At 67.8% G+C, this 21,309-nt stretch carries 27 protein-coding genes; 17 read left to right on the plus strand and 10 right to left on the minus strand.

Annotated features, from left to right (window positions below):
- Nucleotides 1-69: 69 nt before the first annotated feature.
- Nucleotides 70-1,356: a thymidine phosphorylase gene (locus ACFO5K_RS24825; protein ID WP_378567770.1), complete on the plus strand. Its 1,287-nt coding sequence runs from the start codon at nt 70-72 to the stop codon at nt 1,354-1,356.
- Between the two features lie 839 nt (nt 1,357-2,195).
- Here the strand turns inward: ACFO5K_RS24825 and ACFO5K_RS24830 are convergent.
- Together ACFO5K_RS24830 and ACFO5K_RS24835 are read right to left on the minus strand one after the other, a co-directional pair.
- Nucleotides 2,196-2,972, minus strand: a complete 777-nt coding sequence (locus tag ACFO5K_RS24830) for a metallophosphoesterase (RefSeq protein WP_378567773.1) — start codon at nt 2,970-2,972, stop codon at nt 2,196-2,198.
- A 151-nt stretch (nt 2,973-3,123) separates the two neighbouring features.
- Nucleotides 3,124-3,567 carry a MarR family winged helix-turn-helix transcriptional regulator gene (locus tag ACFO5K_RS24835; protein ID WP_378567776.1) on the minus strand — a complete coding sequence of 148 codons (444 nt, stop codon included), beginning with the start codon at nt 3,565-3,567 and terminating at the stop codon, nt 3,124-3,126.
- A 75-nt stretch (nt 3,568-3,642) separates the two neighbouring features.
- Here ACFO5K_RS24835 and ACFO5K_RS24840 point away from each other — a divergent pair, with 75 nt between their 5' ends.
- Nucleotides 3,643-4,233, plus strand: a complete 591-nt coding sequence (locus tag ACFO5K_RS24840) for a TIGR03086 family metal-binding protein (protein WP_378567779.1) — start codon at nt 3,643-3,645, stop codon at nt 4,231-4,233.
- Between the two features lie 289 nt (nt 4,234-4,522).
- On the opposite strand, the gene ACFO5K_RS24845 is transcribed toward ACFO5K_RS24840, so the two are convergent.
- Entirely contained in the window at nt 4,523-5,296 is a 774-nt protein-coding gene (locus ACFO5K_RS24845) for an RluA family pseudouridine synthase (protein ID WP_378568319.1), read from the minus strand.
- A 60-nt stretch (nt 5,297-5,356) separates the two neighbouring features.
- Nucleotides 5,357-6,349, minus strand: coding sequence for an adenylate/guanylate cyclase domain-containing protein (locus ACFO5K_RS24850; protein WP_378567782.1), 993 nt, complete (start codon nt 6,347-6,349; stop codon nt 5,357-5,359).
- 226 nt (nt 6,350-6,575) lie between these two features.
- On the opposite strand from ACFO5K_RS24850, the gene ACFO5K_RS24855 reads away from it, so the two are divergent.
- Nucleotides 6,576-7,445: an NAD(P)-dependent oxidoreductase gene (locus ACFO5K_RS24855; protein WP_378567784.1), complete on the plus strand. Its 870-nt coding sequence runs from the start codon at nt 6,576-6,578 to the stop codon at nt 7,443-7,445.
- A gap of 57 nt (nt 7,446-7,502) precedes the next feature.
- On the plus strand, nt 7,503-8,306 hold the full coding sequence (locus ACFO5K_RS24860) for a helix-turn-helix transcriptional regulator (RefSeq protein WP_378567787.1): 804 nt from the start codon (nt 7,503-7,505) through the stop codon (nt 8,304-8,306).
- On the opposite strand, the gene ACFO5K_RS24865 is transcribed toward ACFO5K_RS24860, so the two are convergent.
- Nucleotides 8,249-8,995, minus strand: coding sequence for a MerR family transcriptional regulator (locus ACFO5K_RS24865; RefSeq protein ID WP_378567790.1), 747 nt, complete (start codon nt 8,993-8,995; stop codon nt 8,249-8,251). The genes ACFO5K_RS24860 and ACFO5K_RS24865 overlap by 58 nt on opposite strands.
- Before the next feature lie 61 nt (nt 8,996-9,056).
- Between ACFO5K_RS24865 and ACFO5K_RS24870 the strand changes: the two genes are divergently transcribed.
- Together ACFO5K_RS24870 and ACFO5K_RS24875 are read left to right on the plus strand one after the other, a co-directional pair.
- On the plus strand, nt 9,057-9,491 hold the full coding sequence (locus ACFO5K_RS24870) for a DUF6194 family protein (protein ID WP_378567793.1): 435 nt from the start codon (nt 9,057-9,059) through the stop codon (nt 9,489-9,491).
- Nucleotides 9,492-9,691: 200 nt separating this feature from the next.
- Nucleotides 9,692-9,973, plus strand: coding sequence for a hypothetical protein (locus ACFO5K_RS24875; protein ID WP_378567796.1), 282 nt, complete (start codon nt 9,692-9,694; stop codon nt 9,971-9,973).
- On the opposite strand, the gene ACFO5K_RS24880 is transcribed toward ACFO5K_RS24875, so the two are convergent.
- Nucleotides 9,966-10,349 carry a DoxX family protein gene (locus ACFO5K_RS24880; RefSeq protein ID WP_378567798.1) on the minus strand — a complete coding sequence of 128 codons (384 nt, stop codon included), beginning with the start codon at nt 10,347-10,349 and terminating at the stop codon, nt 9,966-9,968. The genes ACFO5K_RS24875 and ACFO5K_RS24880 overlap by 8 nt on opposite strands.
- Before the next feature lie 201 nt (nt 10,350-10,550).
- Between ACFO5K_RS24880 and ACFO5K_RS24885 the strand changes: the two genes are divergently transcribed.
- The 4 genes from ACFO5K_RS24885 to ACFO5K_RS24900 all read left to right on the plus strand — a co-directional run bounded on the left by ACFO5K_RS24885 (nt 10,551) and on the right by ACFO5K_RS24900 (nt 14,900).
- The gene (locus ACFO5K_RS24885; RefSeq protein WP_378568321.1) at nt 10,551-12,965 is read left to right on the plus strand and encodes a heavy metal translocating P-type ATPase; all 2,415 of its coding nucleotides are present in this window, start codon (nt 10,551-10,553) and stop codon (nt 12,963-12,965) included.
- A 122-nt stretch (nt 12,966-13,087) separates the two neighbouring features.
- Nucleotides 13,088-13,534, plus strand: coding sequence for a hypothetical protein (locus ACFO5K_RS24890; RefSeq protein WP_378567800.1), 447 nt, complete (start codon nt 13,088-13,090; stop codon nt 13,532-13,534).
- A 110-nt stretch (nt 13,535-13,644) separates the two neighbouring features.
- A complete protein-coding gene (locus ACFO5K_RS24895) occupies nt 13,645-14,667 on the plus strand; it encodes a sulfite exporter TauE/SafE family protein (protein ID WP_378567803.1) in 1,023 nt (340 codons plus the stop codon).
- Between the two features lie 17 nt (nt 14,668-14,684).
- A complete protein-coding gene (locus ACFO5K_RS24900) occupies nt 14,685-14,900 on the plus strand; it encodes a heavy-metal-associated domain-containing protein (RefSeq protein WP_378567806.1) in 216 nt (71 codons plus the stop codon).
- A gap of 185 nt (nt 14,901-15,085) precedes the next feature.
- Here the strand turns inward: ACFO5K_RS24900 and ACFO5K_RS24905 are convergent, their stop codons facing one another.
- On the minus strand, nt 15,086-15,496 hold the full coding sequence (locus ACFO5K_RS24905) for a heavy metal-responsive transcriptional regulator (RefSeq protein ID WP_378567809.1): 411 nt from the start codon (nt 15,494-15,496) through the stop codon (nt 15,086-15,088).
- A 196-nt stretch (nt 15,497-15,692) separates the two neighbouring features.
- On the opposite strand from ACFO5K_RS24905, the gene ACFO5K_RS24910 reads away from it, so the two are divergent.
- The 6 genes from ACFO5K_RS24910 to ACFO5K_RS24935 all read left to right on the plus strand — a co-directional run bounded on the left by ACFO5K_RS24910 (nt 15,693) and on the right by ACFO5K_RS24935 (nt 18,421).
- Nucleotides 15,693-15,896: a prevent-host-death protein gene (locus tag ACFO5K_RS24910; RefSeq protein ID WP_378567811.1), complete on the plus strand. Its 204-nt coding sequence runs from the start codon at nt 15,693-15,695 to the stop codon at nt 15,894-15,896.
- Nucleotides 15,862-16,305, plus strand: coding sequence for a type II toxin-antitoxin system VapC family toxin (locus ACFO5K_RS24915; protein ID WP_378567814.1), 444 nt, complete (start codon nt 15,862-15,864; stop codon nt 16,303-16,305). Before ACFO5K_RS24910 ends, ACFO5K_RS24915 begins: the two co-directional genes overlap by 35 nt.
- 107 nt (nt 16,306-16,412) lie before the next feature.
- Nucleotides 16,413-16,538: a hypothetical protein gene (locus tag ACFO5K_RS24920; RefSeq protein ID WP_378567817.1), complete on the plus strand. Its 126-nt coding sequence runs from the start codon at nt 16,413-16,415 to the stop codon at nt 16,536-16,538.
- 41 nt (nt 16,539-16,579) lie between these two features.
- The gene (locus ACFO5K_RS24925) at nt 16,580-17,023 is read left to right on the plus strand and encodes a DUF6228 family protein (RefSeq protein WP_378567820.1); all 444 of its coding nucleotides are present in this window, start codon (nt 16,580-16,582) and stop codon (nt 17,021-17,023) included.
- Between the two features lie 48 nt (nt 17,024-17,071).
- Nucleotides 17,072-17,602, plus strand: coding sequence for a nucleotidyltransferase domain-containing protein (locus ACFO5K_RS24930; protein WP_378567823.1), 531 nt, complete (start codon nt 17,072-17,074; stop codon nt 17,600-17,602).
- Between the two features lie 243 nt (nt 17,603-17,845).
- Nucleotides 17,846-18,421 carry a dihydrofolate reductase family protein gene (locus ACFO5K_RS24935; protein WP_378567827.1) on the plus strand — a complete coding sequence of 192 codons (576 nt, stop codon included), beginning with the start codon at nt 17,846-17,848 and terminating at the stop codon, nt 18,419-18,421.
- Here the strand turns inward: ACFO5K_RS24935 and ACFO5K_RS24940 are convergent.
- Nucleotides 18,403-19,107 carry a helix-turn-helix domain-containing protein gene (locus ACFO5K_RS24940; protein WP_378567830.1) on the minus strand — a complete coding sequence of 235 codons (705 nt, stop codon included), beginning with the start codon at nt 19,105-19,107 and terminating at the stop codon, nt 18,403-18,405. The genes ACFO5K_RS24935 and ACFO5K_RS24940 overlap by 19 nt on opposite strands.
- Before the next feature lie 18 nt (nt 19,108-19,125).
- Nucleotides 19,126-19,488, minus strand: a complete 363-nt coding sequence (locus ACFO5K_RS24945; RefSeq protein WP_378567833.1) for a hypothetical protein — start codon at nt 19,486-19,488, stop codon at nt 19,126-19,128.
- A gap of 133 nt (nt 19,489-19,621) precedes the next feature.
- Between ACFO5K_RS24945 and ACFO5K_RS24950 the strand changes: the two genes are divergently transcribed.
- Entirely contained in the window at nt 19,622-20,011 is a 390-nt protein-coding gene (locus ACFO5K_RS24950) for a hypothetical protein (protein WP_378567836.1), read from the plus strand.
- A gap of 557 nt (nt 20,012-20,568) precedes the next feature.
- Here the strand turns inward: ACFO5K_RS24950 and ACFO5K_RS24955 are convergent.
- Nucleotides 20,569-21,261 carry a TetR/AcrR family transcriptional regulator gene (locus tag ACFO5K_RS24955; protein ID WP_378567839.1) on the minus strand — a complete coding sequence of 231 codons (693 nt, stop codon included), beginning with the start codon at nt 21,259-21,261 and terminating at the stop codon, nt 20,569-20,571.
- Nucleotides 21,262-21,309 lie beyond the last annotated feature (48 nt).

Raw genomic sequence — 21,309 nt, forward strand, 5'->3', positions numbered from 1 at the left:
TGTGCGTTTGTGCGATGCCACGCCACAGCGTCGGGTGCCGTAGCGAACATCCCGTGCCAAACTGGCCGAATGACGGCACTGGACGCGGTTTCGGTCATTACGGTCAAGCGGGATGGCGGGGAGCTGTCCGACGCGCAGATCGACTGGGTGGTCGACGCATTCACCAAAGGAAACGTGGCCGACGAGCAGATGTCGGCACTGGCCATGGCGATCCTGTGGCGGGGCATGAGCAGGCGCGAAACCGCCCGGTGGACCGCCGCGATGATCGCCTCCGGCAGCCGGATGGACTTCACCGACCTACCCCGGCCGACCGTCGACAAGCACTCGACCGGCGGAGTCGGCGACAAGATCACCCTGCCACTGGCACCCCTGGTCGCGGCCTGCGGGGCGGCGGTGCCACAACTGTCCGGGCGCGGGCTCGGCCACACCGGCGGCACACTGGACAAACTCGAAGCCATCCCCGGCTGGCAAGCCGACCTCACCGTGACACGCATGCGCGAAATCCTCACCGACCCCGCCATCGGCGCGGTGGTCTGCGCGGCGGGCGCCGACCTCGCCCCGGCCGACAAACGCCTCTACGCCCTGCGCGATGTGACCGGCACCGTCGAATCGATCCCACTGATCGCCAGCTCGATCATGAGCAAGAAAATCGCCGAAGGGACCGCCGCGCTGGTACTGGACGTCAAGGTCGGCTCCGGGGCGTTCCTCAAAACCCTCGACGGAGCCCGCGAACTGGCGACCGCCATGGTCGAACTGGGCCGCGACGCCGGAGTGCAGACCGTCGCGCTGCTGACCGCGATGGACACCCCGCTCGGGCGAACCGCCGGTAATGCGCTCGAGGTGGCCGAATCGGTCGAAGTGCTCGCCGGTGGCGGCCCGGCCGACGTGGTGGAACTGACGCTGACCCTCGCCCGCGAAATGGTCGCCCAAGCCGGGCTGCACACCGACCCCGCCGACGCCCTCGCCGACGGACGGGCGATGGACCACTGGCGGGCCATGATCTCCGCCCAAGGCGGTGAGCCGGACGCTGCGCTGCCGGTCGCGCGGCACACCGAGATCGTGCGTGCTGAAACCAGTGGGGTGCTCACTCGGCTCGACGCGATGGGGGTGGGGATCGCCGCATGGAGCCTCGGGGCCGGGCGGGCTCGGCAAGGGGAGCGGGTGCAGGCGGGGGCTGGGGTCGAGATGCATGCCAAACCGGGGGATTCGGTGGTGGCGGGGCAGCCGTTGTTTACGTTGCACACGGATACGCCGGAGGCGTTTTCGCGGGCGATCGAGGCTTTGGCCGGGGCTGTGGGGGTAGAGGGTGCGCCTGAGGGGAAGCCGGGGGAGTTGGTTTTGGGGCGGATCGGGTGACCGTAGGGCTGGGCCGTGGATGAGGGACTTCTGGTGTGTGGTGTGGGGAAACGGTGTGGGCTGTGTTTTTGGAGCGCTGGCGCGCTCGAGCGCGGCCCCCGAGGGCCGCGAGTTAGCCGCCGTTGCTGGCGGCTGCGCCGCGGACGCAACGGCGGCTAACTCGCGGCCGGGCCGCTACGCCGCTTCGCGGCGGACCCTCCTCGAGGTCGGGTCGTGCGGGGCTGGGAGTGCGGGAGCCGGCGTCCACGGGGGATGCCGTGTGGCTGGGAGTGTGGGACGCCGTGTGGCTGGGCGTGCGGTAGGTGCGGACTGTGGGGGTGCCGTGTGGCTGGGCGGGCGGTAGGTGGCGGACTGTGGGGGTGCCGGGCGGCTGGGTGTGCGGCAGGTGCGGACTGTGGGGGTGCCGGGCGGCTGGGCGTGCGGCAGGTGCGGACTGCGGGGGGTGCCGGGCGCGGCTGGAAGTGCGGGAGGGTGGCGCTCTTCGGCGATGCCGGGGGCTGGAAGTGCGGCGGGGCGGCGGACTTCTGGGGGCGCAGTGGCTGGGAGTGCGGCAAGGTGGCGCACTCGAGTGGTGGCTGGGTGTGCGGCGCGGTGGCGTACTTCGGGGTGCCGGGTGGCTGGGTGTGCGGGAGGGCGGCGCACTCGAGTTGCGCCGGGTGGTTGAAAGCGCGGTAGGCGGCGGGTGTGGGGGGTCCGTCGGTGCAATCGTGCAATCGTGCAATCGTGCAATCGGGCTGTTGGCAGTCAGTTTTCTGATTTGGCGGCGGTGGATTGCACGATTACGTCCGGGGTGGGAAGGCCGTGATCGGGCTGGGAAGTGGTGGGCGGCCGGGCCGGCTTCAGGATGGGGGTTCGGCTAGCCAGCCGCCCATTGGCACGGTGCGGAAGTGGGTGGTGAGGGTGTGGGAGTCGATGACGTGTAGGGCTATGGCCGGGTCGGGGGCGTAGTCCATTACGCGGTGGGGTGGGGTTACTTCCCAGGTGCCGCCGAGGACCGAGGCGGTGCTGGGGCCGGTGATCAGGGGTTTGCCCGCGAAGGTGGTGGCGATGGGGGAGTGGGCGTGGCCGGTGAGGACGCCGATGATGCGGGGGTCGCCGGCGATCACGGCGGCGAGGCGGCCGGGGTCGGCCAGTGCGATCACGTCGACCACGGGGCTGAACAGGGGTTTCGGTGGGTGGTGCAGGGCTACGAGGATGGGGCCTTCGGGTGCGGCTCCGGCCAGGGCGCTGCGGAACCAGGCGTAGGTTTCCTCGGAGAGCCGGCCGCTGGGTTCGCCGGGGATGCTGGAATCGAGCATGATCACGGTGAGTGTGCCCACGCGGTGCACGCTGTTGATGGGGGCGGTGGAGGCGGGTTCGCCCAGTAGTTCGGTGCGGAAGGCGGCACGGTCGTCGTGGTTGCCGGGCAGCAGGTACACGGGCAGGTCGGCGGCCAGAGCCGCGCGCGCCTCGACGTACTGTTCGGGCCGGCCGGAGTCGGTGATGTCACCGGTGACGAGGATGACATCGGGGCGGCGGGGAAGATCGGCCAGGTAACCCATCACCGCCTCGACTCGTTCGGTGTTGCGCGCGCTGAGGTCGAAGTGGGTGTCGCTGAGCTGAGCCGCCAGGATCATCGGCAGTCGCTTTCTCTCTGGGATCGCTCCGTTGCGTCAGAGTGTGCCGGGATGACTCATCGACACCCTCTCAAGGCTAGAAGACCTGCGCTTATCCGTCTGCATGAGGCGTACCACCGGTGAAAACCTGCGCAGTGGTCTGTGTCACTGTTCACGCTTGCGTTTCGGCGGTTCCGGTGCGCTCGGCGAGCAGTTGTAGTACCCGCAGGAACGTGTTGCGGTCGGCGGTGGGGAGGTCGGCGAGCAGTTGTTGTTCCTGCTGCTGGATGTCGTGCTGGGCGCGGTCACGCAGGTGCGCGCCCGCGGCGGTGAGCTGGACGAGGTTCACTCTGCGGTCGGCCGGGTCGGGTTCGCGGCGGATCAGGCCGCGCTGTTGCAGGTCGTCGAGGACGGGGATGATGCGCGTTTTGTCGGCCCGTATCGCTTTGGCGAGCGCGGCCTGGGTGTGCACGGGTTCTTCGTCGAGACCGAGCAGCACCACGTAGGCCCACATGGTGAGTCCGTGCCGGTCGAGTACGGGCCGCTCCGCCTCGGTCAGGGCGCGGCCGAGCGGCACGAGCATGGCCGCGAGGTCGGGGCGGGTTGCTTTCGGCATGGTCGGAATCTACTGCCACCAGCACGGCGATCGGTAACCCTTGGCAGATGATAAGCAAGCACATACTATCTGAGCATGCTTACTATTGCGCTGATGCGCGAGCACCACGAAAGCGCCGTCCGGCTCAGCTCCGACGCTGTCCACGCGGCGGCCGATTCGCCACTCACCATCCAAACCCCTTGCGCGGGCTGGGATCTGCGCGACCTACTGGAACACATGGGCACCCAGAACCGTGGTTTCGCGGCGGCCGCGCGCGGCGAGGAAGACCCGGCTGTCTGGGAGGTCCGCCCCGCCACCGACCCGATCGCGGACTACCTGGCCTCGGCCGAAGAGGTCGTGTCCGCCTTCGCCGCTCCCCGAGTCGGCACCCTGGCGCTCCCCGAACTGCCGCCCGGTCGCTTCCCCGCACCGATGGCCCTCGGGTTCCACCTCATCGACAGTGTCGTCCACGCCTGGGACGTGGCCCGCTCCGTCGGTCACCACATCGAACTCGAGCCCGGCCTGGCAGAGACCGCGCTGGCCATCGCCGAAGCGGTGCCGAGCGGCGAATCGCGCGAACAGCCCGGTGCCGCGTTCGGTCCGGCGTTGGAACCCTCCGGCGAACCGACGACGCTGGACCGCATCCTGCGGCTGCTGGGCCGCTCACCGGAATGGCTGCCGAGCTGAACCGAGCTGTCGAATCGACCTGCTGGCCCGGCCGTCGTGCTGACCTGGCCGTCGTGCTGACCTGGCCGTCGCGCTGAGCGGGCCGCCCTGCTGAGCACGTCATGGTGCTGAGCGGTCCGTCGAGTCGACCGGGCGGTCGCGCTGAGCGGGGCTGCCTGGGACATAGGGCTCAGCGGGCGGCAGACCTGTAGGGCTGACTGCGGCGGCTGAACTGTCGGGCTAGCGGGGCGGCCGAAGCGTTGGGCTGAGCGGGCTCGAGAGTTGAGCGGTATCTCAGCGAGCCGGATCGTCAGTTCTGCGGCAACGTGGAAATCAGCTGTGTAGCGGTGTGGAGAAGTTGCGCACTCTCCTCGGTGTCATCGGTGAACGGCGTCCAGAAGTCCGCGCCGGGTGTGGCCGTCGGCTCCAGGACCGGTGGGGTGAGCCAATCGGCGGTCAGCCGCAGCTGCCAGGAGTGCAGGTGGGTGCGGGGGTGGGTGCCGGTGCGGTCGAAGAGTGGGTCGCCCAGGATCGGCTGACCGATCCAGGCCAGTTGCACCCGGATCTGGTGGCGTCGCCCGGTCACCGGGCGCAGGGCGAGCAGCGTGTGCTCACCGCGGCGCGCGACGGTGACGAACCTGGTGAGCGACGGATAGTTCTTGGCGGGCAGCAACTCGGCTTCCTCGACGAACCACCGGTCGCCGGTGCGCTGGATCGCCTCGCGCGGTGCCGCGATCCGCACCCGGTTCTTGCGGCCCACACTCAACGGCAGATCGATCTCCCCGTGCTCGGGCAGTTCCGCGCCGGACACGATCGCCAGATAGGACTTGCGCGCGGTCTGCTGGTTGAACTGGCGGGTGAGTTGTCCGTGCGCGGCCAGGTCGGTGGCCAGCAACACCAGCCCCGAGGTCACCTTGTCGATCCGGTGCACCGGATACACCTGCGTGCCCGCGGCCTGCGCCAACTCCACCAGATCGGTGTCGTGGCGTTCCCCGGTCACCGAAATCCCGGACGGTTTGTTCAGTGCCACCACCGCGTCGTCGGCGAACACCGTGCACTCGGCCAGTACGCTCTGCCAGTCCATCTCCACGTCGACACCCTAGAGAACGGTGTCCCGTGCCCGCACGGCCAGTCCGGCTCGCGGTCAGGCGCGGCGCAGGCGGTGTGGTCGCAGCCGGTTGAATCCGCGCACCCGGACACTGCGCAGGTGGCGGATACCGAAATCCGCATGGTCGGCGAGGGCTTCGGCGGCGGCGTCGTCGATCAGGATGTTGCCGGGCCGCGCCACACCGGTGAGGCGGGCGGCGATGTTGACGACCGAACCGTAGAGGTCACCGAAGCGTTGCAGCACCTCACCGTAGGCGAACGCGACGCGCAGTTCCGGGGTGCCGCCGACGAGCATGGTCGACTCCTGGATGGCCAGGGCGATCCGGGCGCCGTCGGCCGCTGTCTCGGCGGCGAACATCACTTCGTCGCCGACGTTCTTGATCACCCAGCCGCCGTTGTCGGTGATGGCCGAGGTGGTCGTCGACTCGAAAGCCTCCAGCAGCGTGGACAATTCGTCGGGGTGCAGGTGCCGGGTGAGGCGGGTGAAGCCGACCATGTCGGCGAACCCGACGGCCAGGGTCCGCGTCGACCCGCCACCGGTGGTGGTGTCGTCGATGGACCGGGCGACCGCGGCCGCCAGGTGCCTGCGCCACACATAGGACTGCAACTGGTCGATGCTCGCCATCGTGGATTCGGTCGCGGCCCGCACCCGTTCGGCCACCGGAACAGCCGGGTCGCCGGCCGCGGCGCGCGCCTTGATCTCGGCCAGCACCAGGTCGGCCTGCCATTCGGCCAGCCGCGCCATCCCCTGACCGATGGTCCTTGCCGCGGCGGCCTGCTGCCGGATATCGGAGGCGGCGACAACTTTCATGCTGCGGAAGTTGCTCACGGCGGTGATGTCGACCTGCGCGTAGTCGACCTCGTCGTCGTCATTGGCCGGAAAGCCCAGGGCTGTCCACAGCCGTCGCGACTCGTACTCGGGTACGCCCGACTGCTCGGCCACCTGGTGCCTGGTATATCGCCGCGGACCACCGAGCAGTGCCTCGTCGACATTGCGCTGCACCAATTCGGTTATCTCGGCGTCGGACATACCCGAAACTCTACGACGCTGCCCGGCGCCCGAGGGGACCTCTTCGCGGCCTTGTCTTCGATCACAATCCGCACGGCGTGACGCGTGGCTCAGTGTCCTGCGCGTCGGTGCCGATGACCTGGACGGTTACCCACAGGTGCGCAACGGATGGTGAAAGTGGGTACTTGTTCACCGGCCCGGCCCGCGCCGACACTCGGGTAGAGATTCCCTGATCGGAGGCATGAAGATGACTGAACAGTCGATAACCGTGCTAGGCACCGGGTCCATGGGCACCGCGGTGGCTGCCGCGTTCCTGGCCGCCGGCTACCGCACGCACGTCTGGAACCGCAGTCCCGAACGCACCGTCCCACTGGTTGAGGCGGGCGCCCTCGCGCACCGCGCGGTAGCCGAGTCCGTGGCCGCGAGCCCGGTGATCATCTCCACCCTGACCACCTTCGCCGCCACCCGCGACACCCTGGTCGGCGTCGAAGAACTCGCCGGCCGCGATCTCATCACGCTCAACAGCGGAACCCCGGTCCAGGCAAGAGAATTCGCGGAGTTCGCGCACTGCCTGCGGGCGCGTTACCTCGGTGGTGCGATCAAGAACGTCCCGGCCGCCGTGGGCGATCCGGACACATTGCTCTACTTCGGCGGCGACCGTCAGGTCTTCGACACGCACGCCGACGCCCTGCGCGTGCTGGGCGGCGACCGCCGATTCCTCGGCGCGGAACCAGATCTCGCCGCGCTGTACGAGTCCGCTGTCGGCGCGACGCTGCTGCCGGCCCTGCTCGGCTTCTTCGAAGGCGCGGCGATCCTGGCCTCCCGCGGTCTGCCCGCGCACACGATGGTCCCGTACTCGGTGAAGTGGCTGCAGATGATCGAGTCGCTGCTACCGATCCTGGCCACCGAGATCGACGGAAAGGACTACACCCGGCTCGGCTCTTCGATCGAGCTGTTCCACACCGCCGCCACCGACGACGCGCAGCTGGCCGCCGAAACCGGGGTCGACCTGTCCTGGCACGCCCCGATGCACGAGTTGCTGGGCCGCGCGATGGCCGAGGGGCGCGGTGAGCAGAGCGTCACGGCGCTGTTCGAGCTGTTGAGAACCGCCCGGTAGCGGGGTTGTGTGGGTCCCGAAGTACCACGCAATTCGCGGACTTCTACGCTTATTACCATGTCGTCTCCCGCTCTCGGCGAGTTCTTGCGTACCCGGCGTGCCCGTATCCAGCCGGCCGCCGTCGGCCTGAACGAATACGGACGCCGCCGGATGGTCGGTCTGCGCCGTGAGGAAGTCGCCCGGCTGGCCGGGATGAGTGTGGACTACTACACCCGGCTGGAGCGGGGGCGCGGGGCGGACTTCTCCGATTCGGTGCTCGACTCGGTAGCCCGGGCGCTGCGCCTCGACGCCGCCGAACGCGACCACTTCTACACCCTGGTCCGCCCGGCCGACCCCGACGACAACTACACCCCCACCGTCCGCCCCGGCGCCCGGCTGCTGCTCGACTCGATCGCCACCCCGGCCTTCGTGCTCGGCCGGCGCATGGAAGTGCTGGCTTGGAACGCCCTGGGTGACTCGGTCTCCGGCTTCGCCGCGATGACCGAATCCGAACGCAATCTGGCCCGCTTCACGGTGCTCGATCCCGCCGCGCCCACCTTCTACCCCGACTGGGAGCCGGTCGCCACGGAGGCCGCCGCCTACCTGCGCCGCCAGGTGTCGCGCTACCCGCGTGACCGCGGGCTCACCACTTTCATCAAGGAACTCACCGCCGAAAACCCCGAGTTCCATCGGATCTGGTCGGCGCAGTCACGTCCCGCGCAACCCCACGGCGCACGGCTGATCCAGCACCCGGCGGCGGGTCGGCTCGAATTCGGTTACGAGGCACTGGAATTGCCCGGCGACCAGGACCAGTTGCTGGTGGTCTACACGGTGACACCGGGTTCGCCCACCGACTCCGCGCTGGCGCGACTGCGCGGCTGAATCAGGTCGGCCAGGGCTGCCGCGCCGTCGAGCAGTGCCAGCGAGCGGGTGACGATATCGGCCTCCCGGGCGGCGAGCACTGTTCGCAGGTCCGGGGTGTGTCGCAATCGCGGTAATACCTTGCGCACCTGCGTAACCGGATATCCGGCCAGACGCAGTTGATGGACCAGCCGGGCATCGCGCACCTGCTCGGGTGAATACTGCCGCGCACCACGGGGAGTGCGTCCGGGCAGTACCAAACCTGTTGCGTGCCAATGGCGCAGGGTGGAGGTGCGCACCCCCAGTGCGCCGGCGAGTTCGGTGATGCTCATGGCGTCGGCACCGCGCACATCGCCGATCGGCTCGGTCGAGATGGCCTGCGCCGCGCGCGCCGCCAACGCCAGGTCTACGCGTTCGGTGTGCAGGCGGGCGTGCGCCTCGTCGAGCAGAGCCGAGGCACGGCCCGGGTCGCCGGCGTGCACAGACCGCAGTATTCGCTTGGCCTCGACGGGTCCGGCGCCCGCCGCGAGGGCGCGGTAGGCCAGTGCCGAACGCCGGTGGGCCTCCCGGTACACCCGGTGACCGCCCGGCGTGCGATCCGCGGGCGGCAGCACACCGTCGCGTTCGAGGTTGCGCACCTGCTGCGCCGAGTACCCCGCGGCCCGCGCGATGTCGACCGTCCGGCCGACCGGGGAGTGGAGGTTCACCACCCAGAACTCCTCGTCATCGCGGCAAAAGTCCACACAAGCACTTCAATGGGACGCTCGAATCATGACGATAGCGGAAATCACCGAATACGTGAGCACACTCGGCGCAGTGCTGACCGTGACCCCGGAGGCGGGCAGCGAATGGCCGCCGATCAGCTGGGGCGACACCTTCTTCTACTACGCGCCCGACGGTGTCGTACCCAAGACCCAGCCCTTCGCCACCATCACCACCAAGAACTACCCCGGCGAACCCGCCGCCGGCCTGGACCGCCCCGGTGCCTTCCGGGTCAACATCGCGGCGGGCAAAGATGCCTTCGCCACCTGGGCGGGCCGGGCACCCGCCGACGACACTCTCATCGCCCACCCGACCTACGCCGCCGCGCACTGGCTCGCCGTGGTGAACCCGGGCGAACGCACCACCGGCACCGTCCGCGAGCTGCTCCGAACAGCGCACGACCGGGCGCGTATCCGCTTCGACCGCCGGGCCCACGCCGAGTAGAGCTCATCCGGCCCGCGTAGCCGGCGCGGAAGTGGGCATGCCCGCAGCTGAGTGTCGCGAGAGTGTCCTTTACGTGATGGAGGCAGTGGCAAACCGGTCGCCATGGGATTGCTGAGACCGTCCTCAGAGAGTCGGACCTCACGCGAGCAAGTTTTCCGGCTCGACACGGTACGTTTTGAGTACCGACGAAAGGGGAGGTCATGTCCGTACATGCCAGACCTGCGCGTGCACTGGCGACGATGCGCCTGGATGCCGTGGACCTGATCACCGGTGGATTGCTGATGATCGCGGTGGGCCTCGCCATGATCGGACCCCTCGTCGCGGCCCTGCTGATCCGCCACAGCGGCGCGGGCCCCACCGAAACCGTCTCCACCATGTCGCTGACCCTGCTGGTCATCGCCGTCGTCGTGTCGATTTCGGCGGGCGCCGCCCTGTGCGTGACCGCCCGCCGGCGCCGCGACTCCGGACGCGACCTCAACTGAGGAACGCCTCGGGTCCGAACCGGCCCCACGCCACGAACACCGCCAGCCCCAGGTAGACCAGATTCGCCAGTACGGCCTTGGGCTCGTGCAACCGCGAGTGAGTGATGGCCGCACCGACCATCAGCAGCGCGGTGCACACCGCGGCGATCGGGACCAGCACCGGGGCGATGCCGGTGACGGCGGGCAGAACCAACCCCGCGGCGCCGGCCACCTCGAGCGCGCCGAGCGTTTTGTAGACCCCGACACTCACATGTCCGGTCCACCCCGCATTCGGCAGGGTGACCATCTTCTCCTTCCGCACGATCAGCTTCCCGAGCCCGGCGAGCAGCAGAACAGCAGCCAGCAGGCTTGCGCAGATCCACAGTGCGAGATTCACGGCTTTCTCCTTCTATACGTGTGCGCCCATGAGACGCCGCCCGCACCGATCCTGTGACATCTCCTCCGCACCGAACCGCGCGCGCCCTCCCGGCCGGGCCCTGACCGTCATCCGTGCCGACTTGACCTTCCACCCCACTGGAAGGTTGATGCTGACCCCAGCACGCGGACCGCGTGGGACACGGAGGTCGGAGTGAGCGAGATGAGCGTCGATGACGGGCAGGTCCGCGCCATGCGGCGGTGGGAGTTCGCGATCGGCGGTATGACGTGCGCGTCCTGTGCCGCGCGGATCGAACGCCGCCTGAACAAGATCGACGGCGTCGTGGCGACAGTGAACTACGCGACCGAAAAGGCCGTGCTCGAGCTGCCGGCCGACATCGCCGACGAGACGATCGTCGCGGCGATAGCGGATGCGGGATACACCGTCGTCCGCCCGCCCACGCCCGACACCGACGAGCCCACCGCAGAATTCGACGAGCACACCGCGGCACTGCGCCGGCGCATGCTGGTGTCGGCGGGGCTCGCGATCCCGGTGGTGTTACTGGCCATGGTGCCGCCGTGGCAGTTCGAACACTGGCAGTGGTTGTCGCTGACGCTCGCCGCTCCCGTGGCGGTCTGGGGCGCGTGGCCGTTCCACCGCGCCGCGTGGCAGAACCTGCGGCGCCGTGCGGCCACCATGGACACCCTGATCTCGGTCGGTGTGCTGGCCGCCTTCGGATGGTCGCTGTATGCGCTGTTCCTCGGTGCGGCCGGGCAGCCCGGTCTGCGCCACGAGTTCTCGCTGGCCGTGCGGTCCGGGACGGCCTCGGCCAACATCTACCTCGAGGTCGCCGCCGTGCTGACCACGGCGATCCTGGCCGGTCGGTACTTCGAAGCCCGCGCCAAACGCCGGGCGGGCGCGGCACTGCGCGCGCTGCTCGAACTCGGTGCCAAAGAGGTCGCGGTGCTGCGGGCGGGCCGAGAAGAGCGAATTCCGATCGACCGACTGCGGGTCGATGACCTGTTCGTGGTGCGCCCCGGCGAGAAGATCGCCACCGACGGAGTCGTGTCGGAGGGCAGTTCCGCGGTCGACGCCAGCATGCTCACCGGTGAATCGATCCCCGTGGAAGTCGGTCCCGGCGACACAGTGGTCGGCGCCACGGTCAACGCGGGCGGTCGGTTGGTCGTGCGGGCCACCAGGATCGGCGCCGATACACAGCTCGCCCAGATGGCGCAGCTGGTGGAACAAGCCCAATCCGGGAAGGCCGAAGTACAACGGCTCGCGGACCGGGTGTCGGCGGTGTTCGTGCCCGTGGTGATCGCGTTCGCGCTCGGCACGCTGCTGGTGTGGCTCGGTATCGGAGCCGGCGCTTCGGTCGCGTTCAGCACCGCGGTGGCGGTGTTGATCATCGCTTGCCCGTGTGGGCTCGGGCTGGCCACACCGACCGCGTTGCTGGTCGGGACGGGCCGCGGTGCGCAACTCGGGATCCTGATCAAAGGCCCACAGGTACTGGAGTCGACCCGGCGCGTCGACACTGTTGTCTTGGACAAGACCGGCACCGTCACCACCGGAAAGATGACGCTGACCGGGGTCCACACCGCGGCCGATGTCCCGGAATCGGAGGCGTTGCGCCTGGCCGGGGCCCTCGAGGATGCTTCCGAGCACCCGATCGCGCGGGCGATCGCCGCCGGTTCCGCCGAGCGCGTCGGTGAGCTCGCGCCGGTATCGGAGTTCACCAACCTCGAAGGGCTCGGCGTGCGGGGCGTCATCGACGGCCGGGTCGTGCTCGTCGGCAGGTCCGCGCTGATGGAACGGCACGGTATCGACCTGCCCGTCGCGCTGACCGCCGATCAGCACCGGGCCGAAGCACTCGGCCGGACCGCGGTGATTCTCGCCGTCGACGGTGTTGCCCAGGCGGTACTGGTGGTGGCCGACACCGTCAGAGCCACGTCCGCGCAAGCGGTCACGCACCTGCGCGCGCTCGGGTTGCGTCCGGTGCTGCTGACCGGTGACAACGAAACAGTGGCGCGGGCGGTCGCCGCCGAAGTCGGCATCGACACCGTGATCGCCGAGGTCTTGCCCGCCGACAAGGCCGACGTCGTGGCCCGGTTGCAGCGGGAGGGCCGGGTGGTGGCGATGGTCGGTGACGGCGTCAACGACGCGGCCGCGTTGGCCTCGGCCGATCTCGGGCTGGCCATGGGCACCGGCACCGATGTCGCCATCGAAGCCGCCGATCTGACCCTGGTTCGCGGTGATCTGCTGGCCGCGGTCGACGCGATCCGCTTGGCGCGCACCACCTTGCGCACGATCAAGGGAAACCTGTTCTGGGCGTTCGCCTACAACGTCGCGGCGTTGCCGATCGCGGCACTCGGCTTGCTGAATCCGATGATCGCCGGTGCGGCGATGGCATTGTCGAGCGTGTTCGTCGTGTCGAACAGCCTGCGGCTGCGTGGTTTCCGCGCGACTGCGAGCGAAGGCGCCGTGGCCCTCGCCTCGGCACCCGCTGCCGCGCGCACCGATCAGGCCGACGACGCCGAACTCCTGCGCCTGCGCAGCGAAGTCTCGGCACTCACCGAAGAACGCGATGTACTGGAACGGGCGGTCGAGCACTGGGTGCGCAAGGCGGAACGCCGGTGACCCGGATCGTTCTGCGCGTCCTGGTGGTGCTCGCGATCAACCAGCAGGCGCATGCGGCTCTGCTGACCAGCCCCTGGACCGGGTGACCTGCCGGCATGCGCACGGGAAGTAGAATCGTCGCCGTGATCAGCGCTTCGACGGCTTCGCAGCGAGGTGGGCTCCTACGGCTCATGCTCGTTCTGGCGGCGCTGGTCGGGTTCGCGCTGATGCAGACCGGGCATTGCCAGGCGGGCCCGATGATGAACATGTCGATGGCGTCGCCGGTCATGGCCGCCACTGATTCCGATCATGCTTCCGAACAATCATCACCCGCCGTGAGCACGGCGCCGGCCGTCGCGATGGACAGCGCGGTCGAGCAACCGGTCGACAGCGATCGACCGGCCGCACCCGCCGGGATCATGATGGCCTGTCTGGCGATGTTCCTCGCGCTCTCGGCTGCCGTCGCACTGTTGCGGCGACCCGGTTCCGGGTGGCGCGGCCGCCGCCCCGTCACCGCCGAGCGCTCGCGGCCGCGGTCGGCGCCGCCGCGACCACCCAGCCTCGCCGAACTCTGCGTGCTGCGGACATAAACCGCTGATGTCACGGGCCGGTCCTCGCGACCGGGCCCGACCCTGTCGTGCGCGCTCGCCACAGGGAATCGCATCCGCATGTCCGTACCTCCCACGCAGGAGCTCGTTTCGTGAACCTTGTCCCTGTCCTCGTCACCGGCCTGTTCGCCGGTGGTATCTCGTGTGCCGCAGTCCAAGGCGGGCTGCTGACGGGTGTGATCACCCGTCAGCGAGCGGCGGTGTCGGCGCCGCGAGGTCTGTCCCGGCTCGGTAGCGACCTCGCGCCGGTCGGTGGCTTTCTCGCCGGAAAGCTCTTGTCGCACACCATCCTCGGTGCCTTGCTGGGTGTGCTAGGTGGTGTCTTCGCCTTGTCGATCGGGTTGCGCACCTGGCTGCAGATCGGCGCCGGTGTGCTGATCATCGTGTTCGGCCTGGCCCAGCTCGGCGTGCCAGGATTTCGCGGCATCGTGATCGAGCCGCCCGCTTCGTGGTTGCGCACGGTCCGCACGGGCGCCCGCCTGCGCACGGCACTGGCACCGGGCATCCTCGGCATCGCCACGGTCCTGCTGCCCTGCGGGGTGACGTTGTCGGTGGCGGCGCTGGCGCTGGCCACCGGCTCCCCGGTCGAGGGCGCGGCGATCATGGCGGTCTTCGTCCTCGGCACCGGGCCGATGTTCGCCGTGCTGGGGTACGCGGCCAGGCTCGCGGCCACCGCATGGCGTGGTCGCCTGGCCATGGCGACCGGCCTGGTGGTGGTCGGCATGGGGCTCTACACCCTGAACGGGGGACTGGAGCTGGCCGGCTCACCCCTGTCGGCCGGACGCATCGCCGCGGCACTCGGTGCGGGCACGCCACCGGCCGATGCCTCGGCCTCGACGATGGCCGACGGCGTGCAGACGGTAACCGTCACCGCCCGCACCGGCGCCTACCTGCCCGCCAATATCGAAGCCCGGTCGGGCGTCCCGACCACCCTGGTCGTCGAAACCGACCGCACTCAGGGCTGCGTCCGATCGCTGGTCGTCCCCAGCCTCAATGTCCAGAAGATCCTGCCGACCAGTGGCCGGGTACGCATCGACCTCGGTGTACTGGCGCCCGGCCACCTCGACTACACGTGCGGCATGGGCATGTACTCCGGCCGCATCACCATCATCTGACCAGCAAGGAGACTCCGATGACCACACAGGTGTTCCGGATCGAGGGCATGCACTGCGGCAGTTGCGCGCTGCTCATCGACGACACTCTCGAGGACCTTCCCGGCGTGCGCAGCACCCGGACCTCGATGCGCAAGGCTCGTACCACCGTCGACATCGATCCCGCGGTGACCAGCCCCGACCAGGTGATCCTCGCGATCGGCGAGCTCGGCTATCGCGCGGTGCGCGACGAGTAGCCCGGTCCGCCGGTCGGCCACGGCACTCTGCGGAAGGAGGTGATTTCCATGAATCCGATGATGATGATCTGCGAATGGTTGTGCAGCATGATGGGGTCCTGCCCGATGATGTAGGTAGCGTCCGGGTCGGGTCGGCGCTTTGCTACGTCGTCCCGACCCGGGCTCCAGCCCTGTCACACACCGGGTCAGCGCGGCGGACTCGATTCCAGGATCCAGCAGATTTCCGCCTCTTCGTGAGCAACGGAATCCGAACCCCGGTGCGCGGTGTCGAGCAAGTCCGCGAGCCGGGTTTCCAGGGCGGTCAGTTCAACGATCTTCGCGCGGATATCGGCCAGCCGGGCTGCCAGTACTGATTCGACATGCCCGCACGGCAGATCGCCGCGATCGACGATGCCGAGGATCTGGCGAGCATGGGCAAGGGTCAGCCCCGCCGCTTGCGCTTGCCGAATGAATCGCAACCGGGCGATGTGGTCGGTGTCGTAGTCCCGATAGCCGGCGGAGGTGCGCGCGGGCTCCGCGATCAGCCCCTCCTGCTCATAGAACCGGATCGTCTTCGCCGTGACACCGCTGGCCGCCGCCAGCTCACCGATCCGCATGAAGTCCTCCACCTGAGTCGCTCGCCCTCCACCGTACTGGAGGGCGCTGAGCAGCCGATTCGCTCCGGGACATGCTCGCCAATGGGTCGGACCGACTGATACCGGCCTACTAGCAACGCATAGCACTGGTTGCTATCCTTGGCGTATGAGTAGGACGATTACGCAGGCCGAGCTGCGAAATGGCAGCGCGGGAGTGATGGACGCGCTCGAAGCGGGCGACGATTTCATCATCACCCGAAATGGGCGCCCGGTTGGCGAACTGCGCCCGATCCGCGCCGAGCGTGATGTCGCCACAGCCGACCTGAAGGCGCGACTCGCACGATTCTTGGCTGCCGGCAGTGCGGAGCAGGAGCGTGCGGAACTGGATGCGGCGTTCGGTGCGGACCGCCTCGATGACTGAGGCACTGACCGAGCGGCATCCCATCGGGTTGCTCGACACGTGCGTTCTCATCGATATTGCGCGTATCGACGATGCCAAGCTCCCGGTGCGTTCGCGCATCAGCACGATCACGCTGGCTGAATTGGGGCTCGGCATCGCCTTGGCCGCCGATCCGAAAACACTCGCCCTGCGAACGGAGCGCCTGCTGGAGGTGGAGCACGCTTTCGACGCGCTGCCGATGTGCTCAGCCGCTGCGCGCAGATTCACGACCATGTCCAAGCTGGTCGTAGCAGGCGGCCGAAACCCCAAGCCGCGCAAGATGGATCTCATGATCGCGGCGATCGCCTCAGCGAACGATCTCCCGCTCTACACGGCCAACATCGATGACTTCGCGGGCCTCGACCCGATCCTGACACTGGTGCCGGTCTGACCAGCACATGTAGATCCATCGTGTCGGTGCGTCGCCCCGCAAGGCCGTGGGTCGACGTGCCACGCACGTTCTGTCACTGACCGCCGACATGCCGAGGCGCCCGACGCATGTCCTCGATCGAATGCCGTTCCCTGCGGCGCTGCGCACCCCCGGCCTGTCGGGCTTTGATCGCCTTCGGCGACAGCAAAGCGGCCATCGCCGCAGAGCAGATCGCCACAATCCTGGACGTATGAATTGTAGATAACATTCGGCGATGGCCTGTGACTGTGACCGGATGATCGCGGACCCGGACATTGCGGTATCCCTCGGTGCTCCAGGTGACGGGGCGTGGGTCAGTATCCGGAACCGGGTCGACCCTTGGGGCGACAATTCGATCGAAGCCTGCGTCCAGCTCGGTGCTCCTGGGCTACTGGCGGTTGTGCACCAAGTGACGTTGTCAGTCATGGGTGACTGTGATCTGCTCACCTACTTCGATGATCTGACCGGCAGATTCACTGGCTGGGAAGGTTCCCGTGTCTGGGAAAGTATGGACCGCGACCTGCGTGTCGAGGCGGTCTTCGAGTCCCGGGGCTATGTGAGCCTGACCTGGACAGTAGCGCCGTGGCGGTATGCGGACGGCAACTGGACGGCCTGCGCAACGGTCGTGCTCGAGGCGGGCGAACAGATGCGACAGCTCGCCGGCGACCTCAACCGCATACTCGGTCCACAGTCCGGTTAGTCGGGCGTCGAGCCCCATTGGTGATAGCGAATCCGCTATCATGGGTATATGGATGAGGCCCTTGGGGCTCCGCGATCAGCTGCCGGGCGGTTGGTCCACGATGCCCGGCATCGTAGGCGGTTGTCGCAGCGTGAGCTGGCCAAGCGGGCGGGTGTTGCGCAGTCGACAGTGGCCACGATCGAAGCCGGTCGGCGGCAGCCGTCTTTCGCGATGGTGGAGCAATTGCTGGCGGCTGCCGGATTCAGACTGAGCACGACATTGATGAATGCCGTTCGTCCCAGTCTGCTGTTGGCAGAGAATCAGGCGGAGTTCGCGGCTGTACTCGCGCGCTACCCGATCGCGAACGTGTGGCTTTTCGGGTCGGTCGCCAGCGGCGACGACCGGCCTGATTCGGATCTGGACCTCCTGGTCGAACTGATGCCGGATGCCTCGATCATCGACATTCTCGAGTTGGACGAGGAGCTCGCTCAGGTCTTGGGCTGCCCTGTCGACGTCGTGACCACGACTGACCTGGAGTCGAACGAGCTGCTGCGCCGGGGTGTCGATCGCGGTCCGAAGCTGCACGCCTTCGCCGCATGAACGATTCGAGGACCGATCAGCGGCTGCTGTATGTCGATGCCACGTTGAACGAGATCGCCGACCTCGCGGCTCGTGGCCGCGCTCCGATTCGGATCGCAGTGCGCCTAACGCGTGCTTCGATCATCCTGCGCCACGACCGCCGCCGGTCTTGGCCCATGAGCGTGCCGGTTTCGTCCAAGACACGCGCCCTGAGTGCCTTCTAGGCTGAGTGCAGTTTCAAACCGCACCTACAGGAGGATTCGGATGGCACGCGAACTGGTCTACACGGGTTTCATGTCGCTCGACGGTGTGCTCGACTCGCCCGGCGGTACCGCCGAGGGGCACCGCAGCGGGGGTTGGGTGATGCAGACGGAGTTCGTCCCCGAGGCGTACTCACTCAAGAGTGAGGAGCTGGCCGACACCACGGCGTTGATGTTCGGCCGCCGCAGCTACGAGGCGTTCGCCCCGATCTGGCGCGATTCCGAGGACCATGCCGCCTACAAGGACATTCCCAAATATGTTGTCTCCTCGACGCTTTCGGAATCGGACCTGATCGACGGCTGGGGTGAGATCACCATCGTGCGCGACATCGCCGGCGTCGAGAAGCTCAAGCAGTCCGACGGCGGCGCCATCTTCGTCCACGGCAGCGCCGAACTGGCCCGTACCCTCGGCGACGCCGACCTGATCGACCGCTACAACCTGCTGGTTTTCCCGATTCTGCTGGGTGCGGGCAAAAGCCTGTTCAGTCACAGCGACCGGCCCAAGCGGCAACTGCGTCTTCGGGAGTCCGACACCTACCGCAACGGTGTCGCCAAACTCGTCTACGACGTGGTGCGCTGACCGAGCGCGATCGCGCCGCCCGAGCCTTCTCGCAACTGCCGCGCCGTGCGTCCGACATAGCGGCGCAGCGCGCGGGCGAGGTGGGGTTCGTCGTAGTAGTCGAGTTTCACGACCACGTCACCCGCGGTCTCGCCCGCGCTCAGCAGCATGGCCGCGGTACGTACCCGCTCGATCTGGCGGACCGCACCCTGGGTGAGCCCGGTCGCGGCCCGGAACCGGCGTTCGAGAGTTCGTTCGGCGACCGCGGGCCGCCCACCGCGCAGGGCGTCGGCGACCAGCGGGTCGCGGTCGACTGTCCCGGTTGCCACCAGCCGTTCGATGAGCGCTTCGGCGTCGTCGGGATGTGGTGTCTCCCAGCGTGTTCCGTCGAGCCAGAAGCCGCGCTCGGTGACATCCGGCAGCGCGATCCCGCCGTCCAGAAGCGTCGGCGTCGCCACCGTTCGTAGCGAGGTTCCCACCGCGAACTGGATCCCCACGAAGCCGGCTCCCTCCGGGACCGGTGCCGTTCCTGCCCGGCTCTCCGGTCCCGTCACGGCTGCCCCGCGTACTCCGTCCTGTTCCCAGAACACCAATCCCCAGGTCTCGGCGGCCACCGAGGTCATCTGTGTGACCTCTTCACTGCGGCAGGTCCACACCGTGGACACCCACGGCGAGTCCGACCCCCGGCCCCCGAACACCAATCCCACACCCCGATTCTAAAGGGGTCAGCCGGGGTAGACCTCGACGTAAGCGTTGGTGGTGACGGCGACGATGCCCGGCCCCATGCCGGTGCAGCCCGCGGAAATATGCTGGCCTTCCGGGGTGAACGGGTAGCTCAGGGTGTGGTATGGCCCGACCGCGTACATCGGGAAGGGCCCACTGGCGTAGAGGCCCACACATTCGACCTTGAGTACGTAGTTGCTGCCCCCGTCGGGCTGGCAGACGGCCGAAGCCCCGAAGAGATCTCGTTGAACCACGCAGTCCTGCGGCGCCGCTTGAGCGGCCCCCGTCCCGATGACCGCGACAGCGGCCAGACCCGAAACACCAGCGGCTGCGACACGAGCTGCGGCAACAATTGCCTTTTTCATGGGATCTCCTCCGTTGTCACATTGATCTTCGCTCACAGTCGAGCACTCGTTACTTCTATTCGGTTGGACATTGTTTACGTGTCACCGAGGTGAGCGCGTTTCTCGGATGATGTTCGTTGTGCTAAAGATGTGTATGAGAAATTCCAAGATCGCCACTGCTGTAACAGGTTTCGCCGCCGCGACGATGATGTTCGCGGTACCTGCCACCGCTGCCGCCGCCGATACCGCGAATGTTACCGGGGGCCCCGGAAAAATCACCGTGTCGGCGGAGTCCGACTTCCCGTGCTGGAGCGCGTACGCCCTGATCGACGGTGAACTGCAGAAGCCACTGGCTCAAGCCGACAATCCCGAATTCGTCATCACCGATGTCGCACCCGGCAGCCACCATGTCATGGTGGTCTTGCAAGTCGCCGAGGGTGAGCACTGCCTGATCAACCCGCACGGGATCGAGGCCTTCAACGGCCAAGTCGAGGTCACCGAGTCCAACCCGATCCTGGACCTCCTCGACTCCGCCAGCGGTTAAACGAGTTCGCGTCCTCGAAACGCTCGGCCGCCCTGCCGACGTTTCGCTCTGATCGCACAACAAAGCTGCGGGACCACCACCCGCAGCTTTGTCATGTATTCGATCGTGTTGGCATTGAGGATCACTTCCTGTCCCCAGGTGCTGGAGCGTCTCGCGACGCCAGGGATGCGGCTGTGTTCAGGCGGGTGGGAATCGAGCTGGCCGAGCGATATCTGCCGTCGGCCGACTGATTACGGGGATCTCGGCGTGAACCCTGTGGTGCTGCGTCCTCATACGAAAAGCTTGCTATAGACCGTACGTTCTACTAACGTGACTGTAGCTGTTACGTCCAGTAACGCACACTGCGGAGGAGAGATCAATGGCGATCCAGTCCAGCCGGGCCCGTTCCGGGCTCGACGTCACCGATGACCAGGGTTGTGCCGACACGGTGGCGCTACTTGCGTCAAGGATCGGTCCATCAACGCTGCGATCCCCATCGCGACATCGACAGATTGTTCAGCATCGCTGGTCCGGCCACCCGCTACCGTCTCGAACCGCATCGGCGAGCCAGGGCTTGATCAGGACTGCTTTCGCCCAGGTGCGGGCGAAGGGCTCGGCGTCGGATGCACGCTCGGCGCACCGCCGCTGAGATCTCCCGAGCCCATGGCCATTCGCCGCAGCGCCGGCTGTGCCGGCGTGGAACCGGCTCCGAGATACATGTCGAGTAGGTCGTGAAGTTGATCGTGTGTTCGGTCGAGGGGCACGCAACTGCGGTCTGCGACTGACATCATGATGGCCCCTTCGATCGAGGCGATCACGGTGGTCGCGAGTGTGTGTGCTCGGTCGGCGGCTATGCCCTGGGCGATGGCATTCTCGGCCAGGCGGTCTTCCCATCGATGGAATGTCCGACTGGCAACATCGCGAGCGCCAGGGGCATCGGTGCCGGCGTACGCGGCGGCCGCGATCGGGCAGCCGGCCTGGAAGTCGCTGTCTGTCAGCACCCATTTCCAGTAATCGACGAGTGCGCGCAACATCTCCGTCGGGGCGAGCGTCTCCGTCATCTGCTCGATCATCTGCTCGATCATCGTGCCCGCGACTCGGACGGACTCCTCGATCAATTCGGACTTGCCGTCGGGGAAGTGCTTGTAGATCGACTGTCGCGCGGTGCCGCTGTGCTCGAGGAGGTCGGAAACTGCCGTGCCGGCGACCCCGCGCCGTCGGATCAGCGCGATGGCGCTCGTTATCAGGCGTCCCCGTGCGTCTGCCGCCATTGTCACTCCCGTCTCTCTGCAGGTTCCAGGCTAGTTACCGCACCCACC

Origin of the sequence: Nocardia halotolerans (assembly GCF_042650145.1) — a bacterium.
GTDB classification, from domain to species: Bacteria; Actinomycetota; Actinomycetes; order Mycobacteriales; family Mycobacteriaceae; genus Nocardia; species Nocardia halotolerans.

Bases quoted from the DNA above. Each gene is read 5' to 3' on its own strand.
- ACFO5K_RS24845 (WP_378568319.1), bottom strand. From the start codon at position 5,296: ATGGACTGGCAGAGCGTACTGGCCGAGTGCACGGTGTTCGCCGACGAC.
- ACFO5K_RS24840 (WP_378567779.1), top strand. From the start codon at position 3,643: ATGCTTACTATTGCGCTGATGCGCGAGCACCACGAAAGCGCCGTCCGG.
- ACFO5K_RS24910 (WP_378567811.1), top strand. From the start codon at position 15,693: ATGGACGCGCTCGAAGCGGGCGACGATTTCATCATCACCCGAAATGGG.
- ACFO5K_RS24920 (WP_378567817.1), top strand. From the start codon at position 16,413: ATGTCCTCGATCGAATGCCGTTCCCTGCGGCGCTGCGCACCCCCGGCC.
- ACFO5K_RS24915 (WP_378567814.1), top strand. From the start codon at position 15,862: ATGCGGCGTTCGGTGCGGACCGCCTCGATGACTGAGGCACTGACCGAG.
- ACFO5K_RS24925 (WP_378567820.1), top strand. From the start codon at position 16,580: ATGATCGCGGACCCGGACATTGCGGTATCCCTCGGTGCTCCAGGTGAC.
- ACFO5K_RS24870 (WP_378567793.1), top strand. From the start codon at position 9,057: ATGACGATAGCGGAAATCACCGAATACGTGAGCACACTCGGCGCAGTG.
- ACFO5K_RS24885 (WP_378568321.1), top strand. From the start codon at position 10,551: ATGAGCGTCGATGACGGGCAGGTCCGCGCCATGCGGCGGTGGGAGTTC.
- ACFO5K_RS24860 (WP_378567787.1), top strand. From the start codon at position 7,503: ATGTCGTCTCCCGCTCTCGGCGAGTTCTTGCGTACCCGGCGTGCCCGT.
- ACFO5K_RS24825 (WP_378567770.1), top strand. From the start codon at position 70: ATGACGGCACTGGACGCGGTTTCGGTCATTACGGTCAAGCGGGATGGC.
- ACFO5K_RS24900 (WP_378567806.1), top strand. From the start codon at position 14,685: ATGACCACACAGGTGTTCCGGATCGAGGGCATGCACTGCGGCAGTTGC.
- ACFO5K_RS24830 (WP_378567773.1), bottom strand. From the start codon at position 2,972: ATGATCCTGGCGGCTCAGCTCAGCGACACCCACTTCGACCTCAGCGCG.
- ACFO5K_RS24955 (WP_378567839.1), bottom strand. From the start codon at position 21,261: ATGGCGGCAGACGCACGGGGACGCCTGATAACGAGCGCCATCGCGCTG.
- ACFO5K_RS24875 (WP_378567796.1), top strand. From the start codon at position 9,692: ATGTCCGTACATGCCAGACCTGCGCGTGCACTGGCGACGATGCGCCTG.
- ACFO5K_RS24945 (WP_378567833.1), bottom strand. From the start codon at position 19,488: ATGAAAAAGGCAATTGTTGCCGCAGCTCGTGTCGCAGCCGCTGGTGTT.
- ACFO5K_RS24930 (WP_378567823.1), top strand. From the start codon at position 17,072: ATGGATGAGGCCCTTGGGGCTCCGCGATCAGCTGCCGGGCGGTTGGTC.
- ACFO5K_RS24935 (WP_378567827.1), top strand. From the start codon at position 17,846: ATGGCACGCGAACTGGTCTACACGGGTTTCATGTCGCTCGACGGTGTG.
- ACFO5K_RS24855 (WP_378567784.1), top strand. From the start codon at position 6,576: ATGACTGAACAGTCGATAACCGTGCTAGGCACCGGGTCCATGGGCACC.
- ACFO5K_RS24835 (WP_378567776.1), bottom strand. From the start codon at position 3,567: ATGCCGAAAGCAACCCGCCCCGACCTCGCGGCCATGCTCGTGCCGCTC.
- ACFO5K_RS24850 (WP_378567782.1), bottom strand. From the start codon at position 6,349: ATGTCCGACGCCGAGATAACCGAATTGGTGCAGCGCAATGTCGACGAG.
- ACFO5K_RS24950 (WP_378567836.1), top strand. From the start codon at position 19,622: ATGAGAAATTCCAAGATCGCCACTGCTGTAACAGGTTTCGCCGCCGCG.
- ACFO5K_RS24905 (WP_378567809.1), bottom strand. From the start codon at position 15,496: ATGCGGATCGGTGAGCTGGCGGCGGCCAGCGGTGTCACGGCGAAGACG.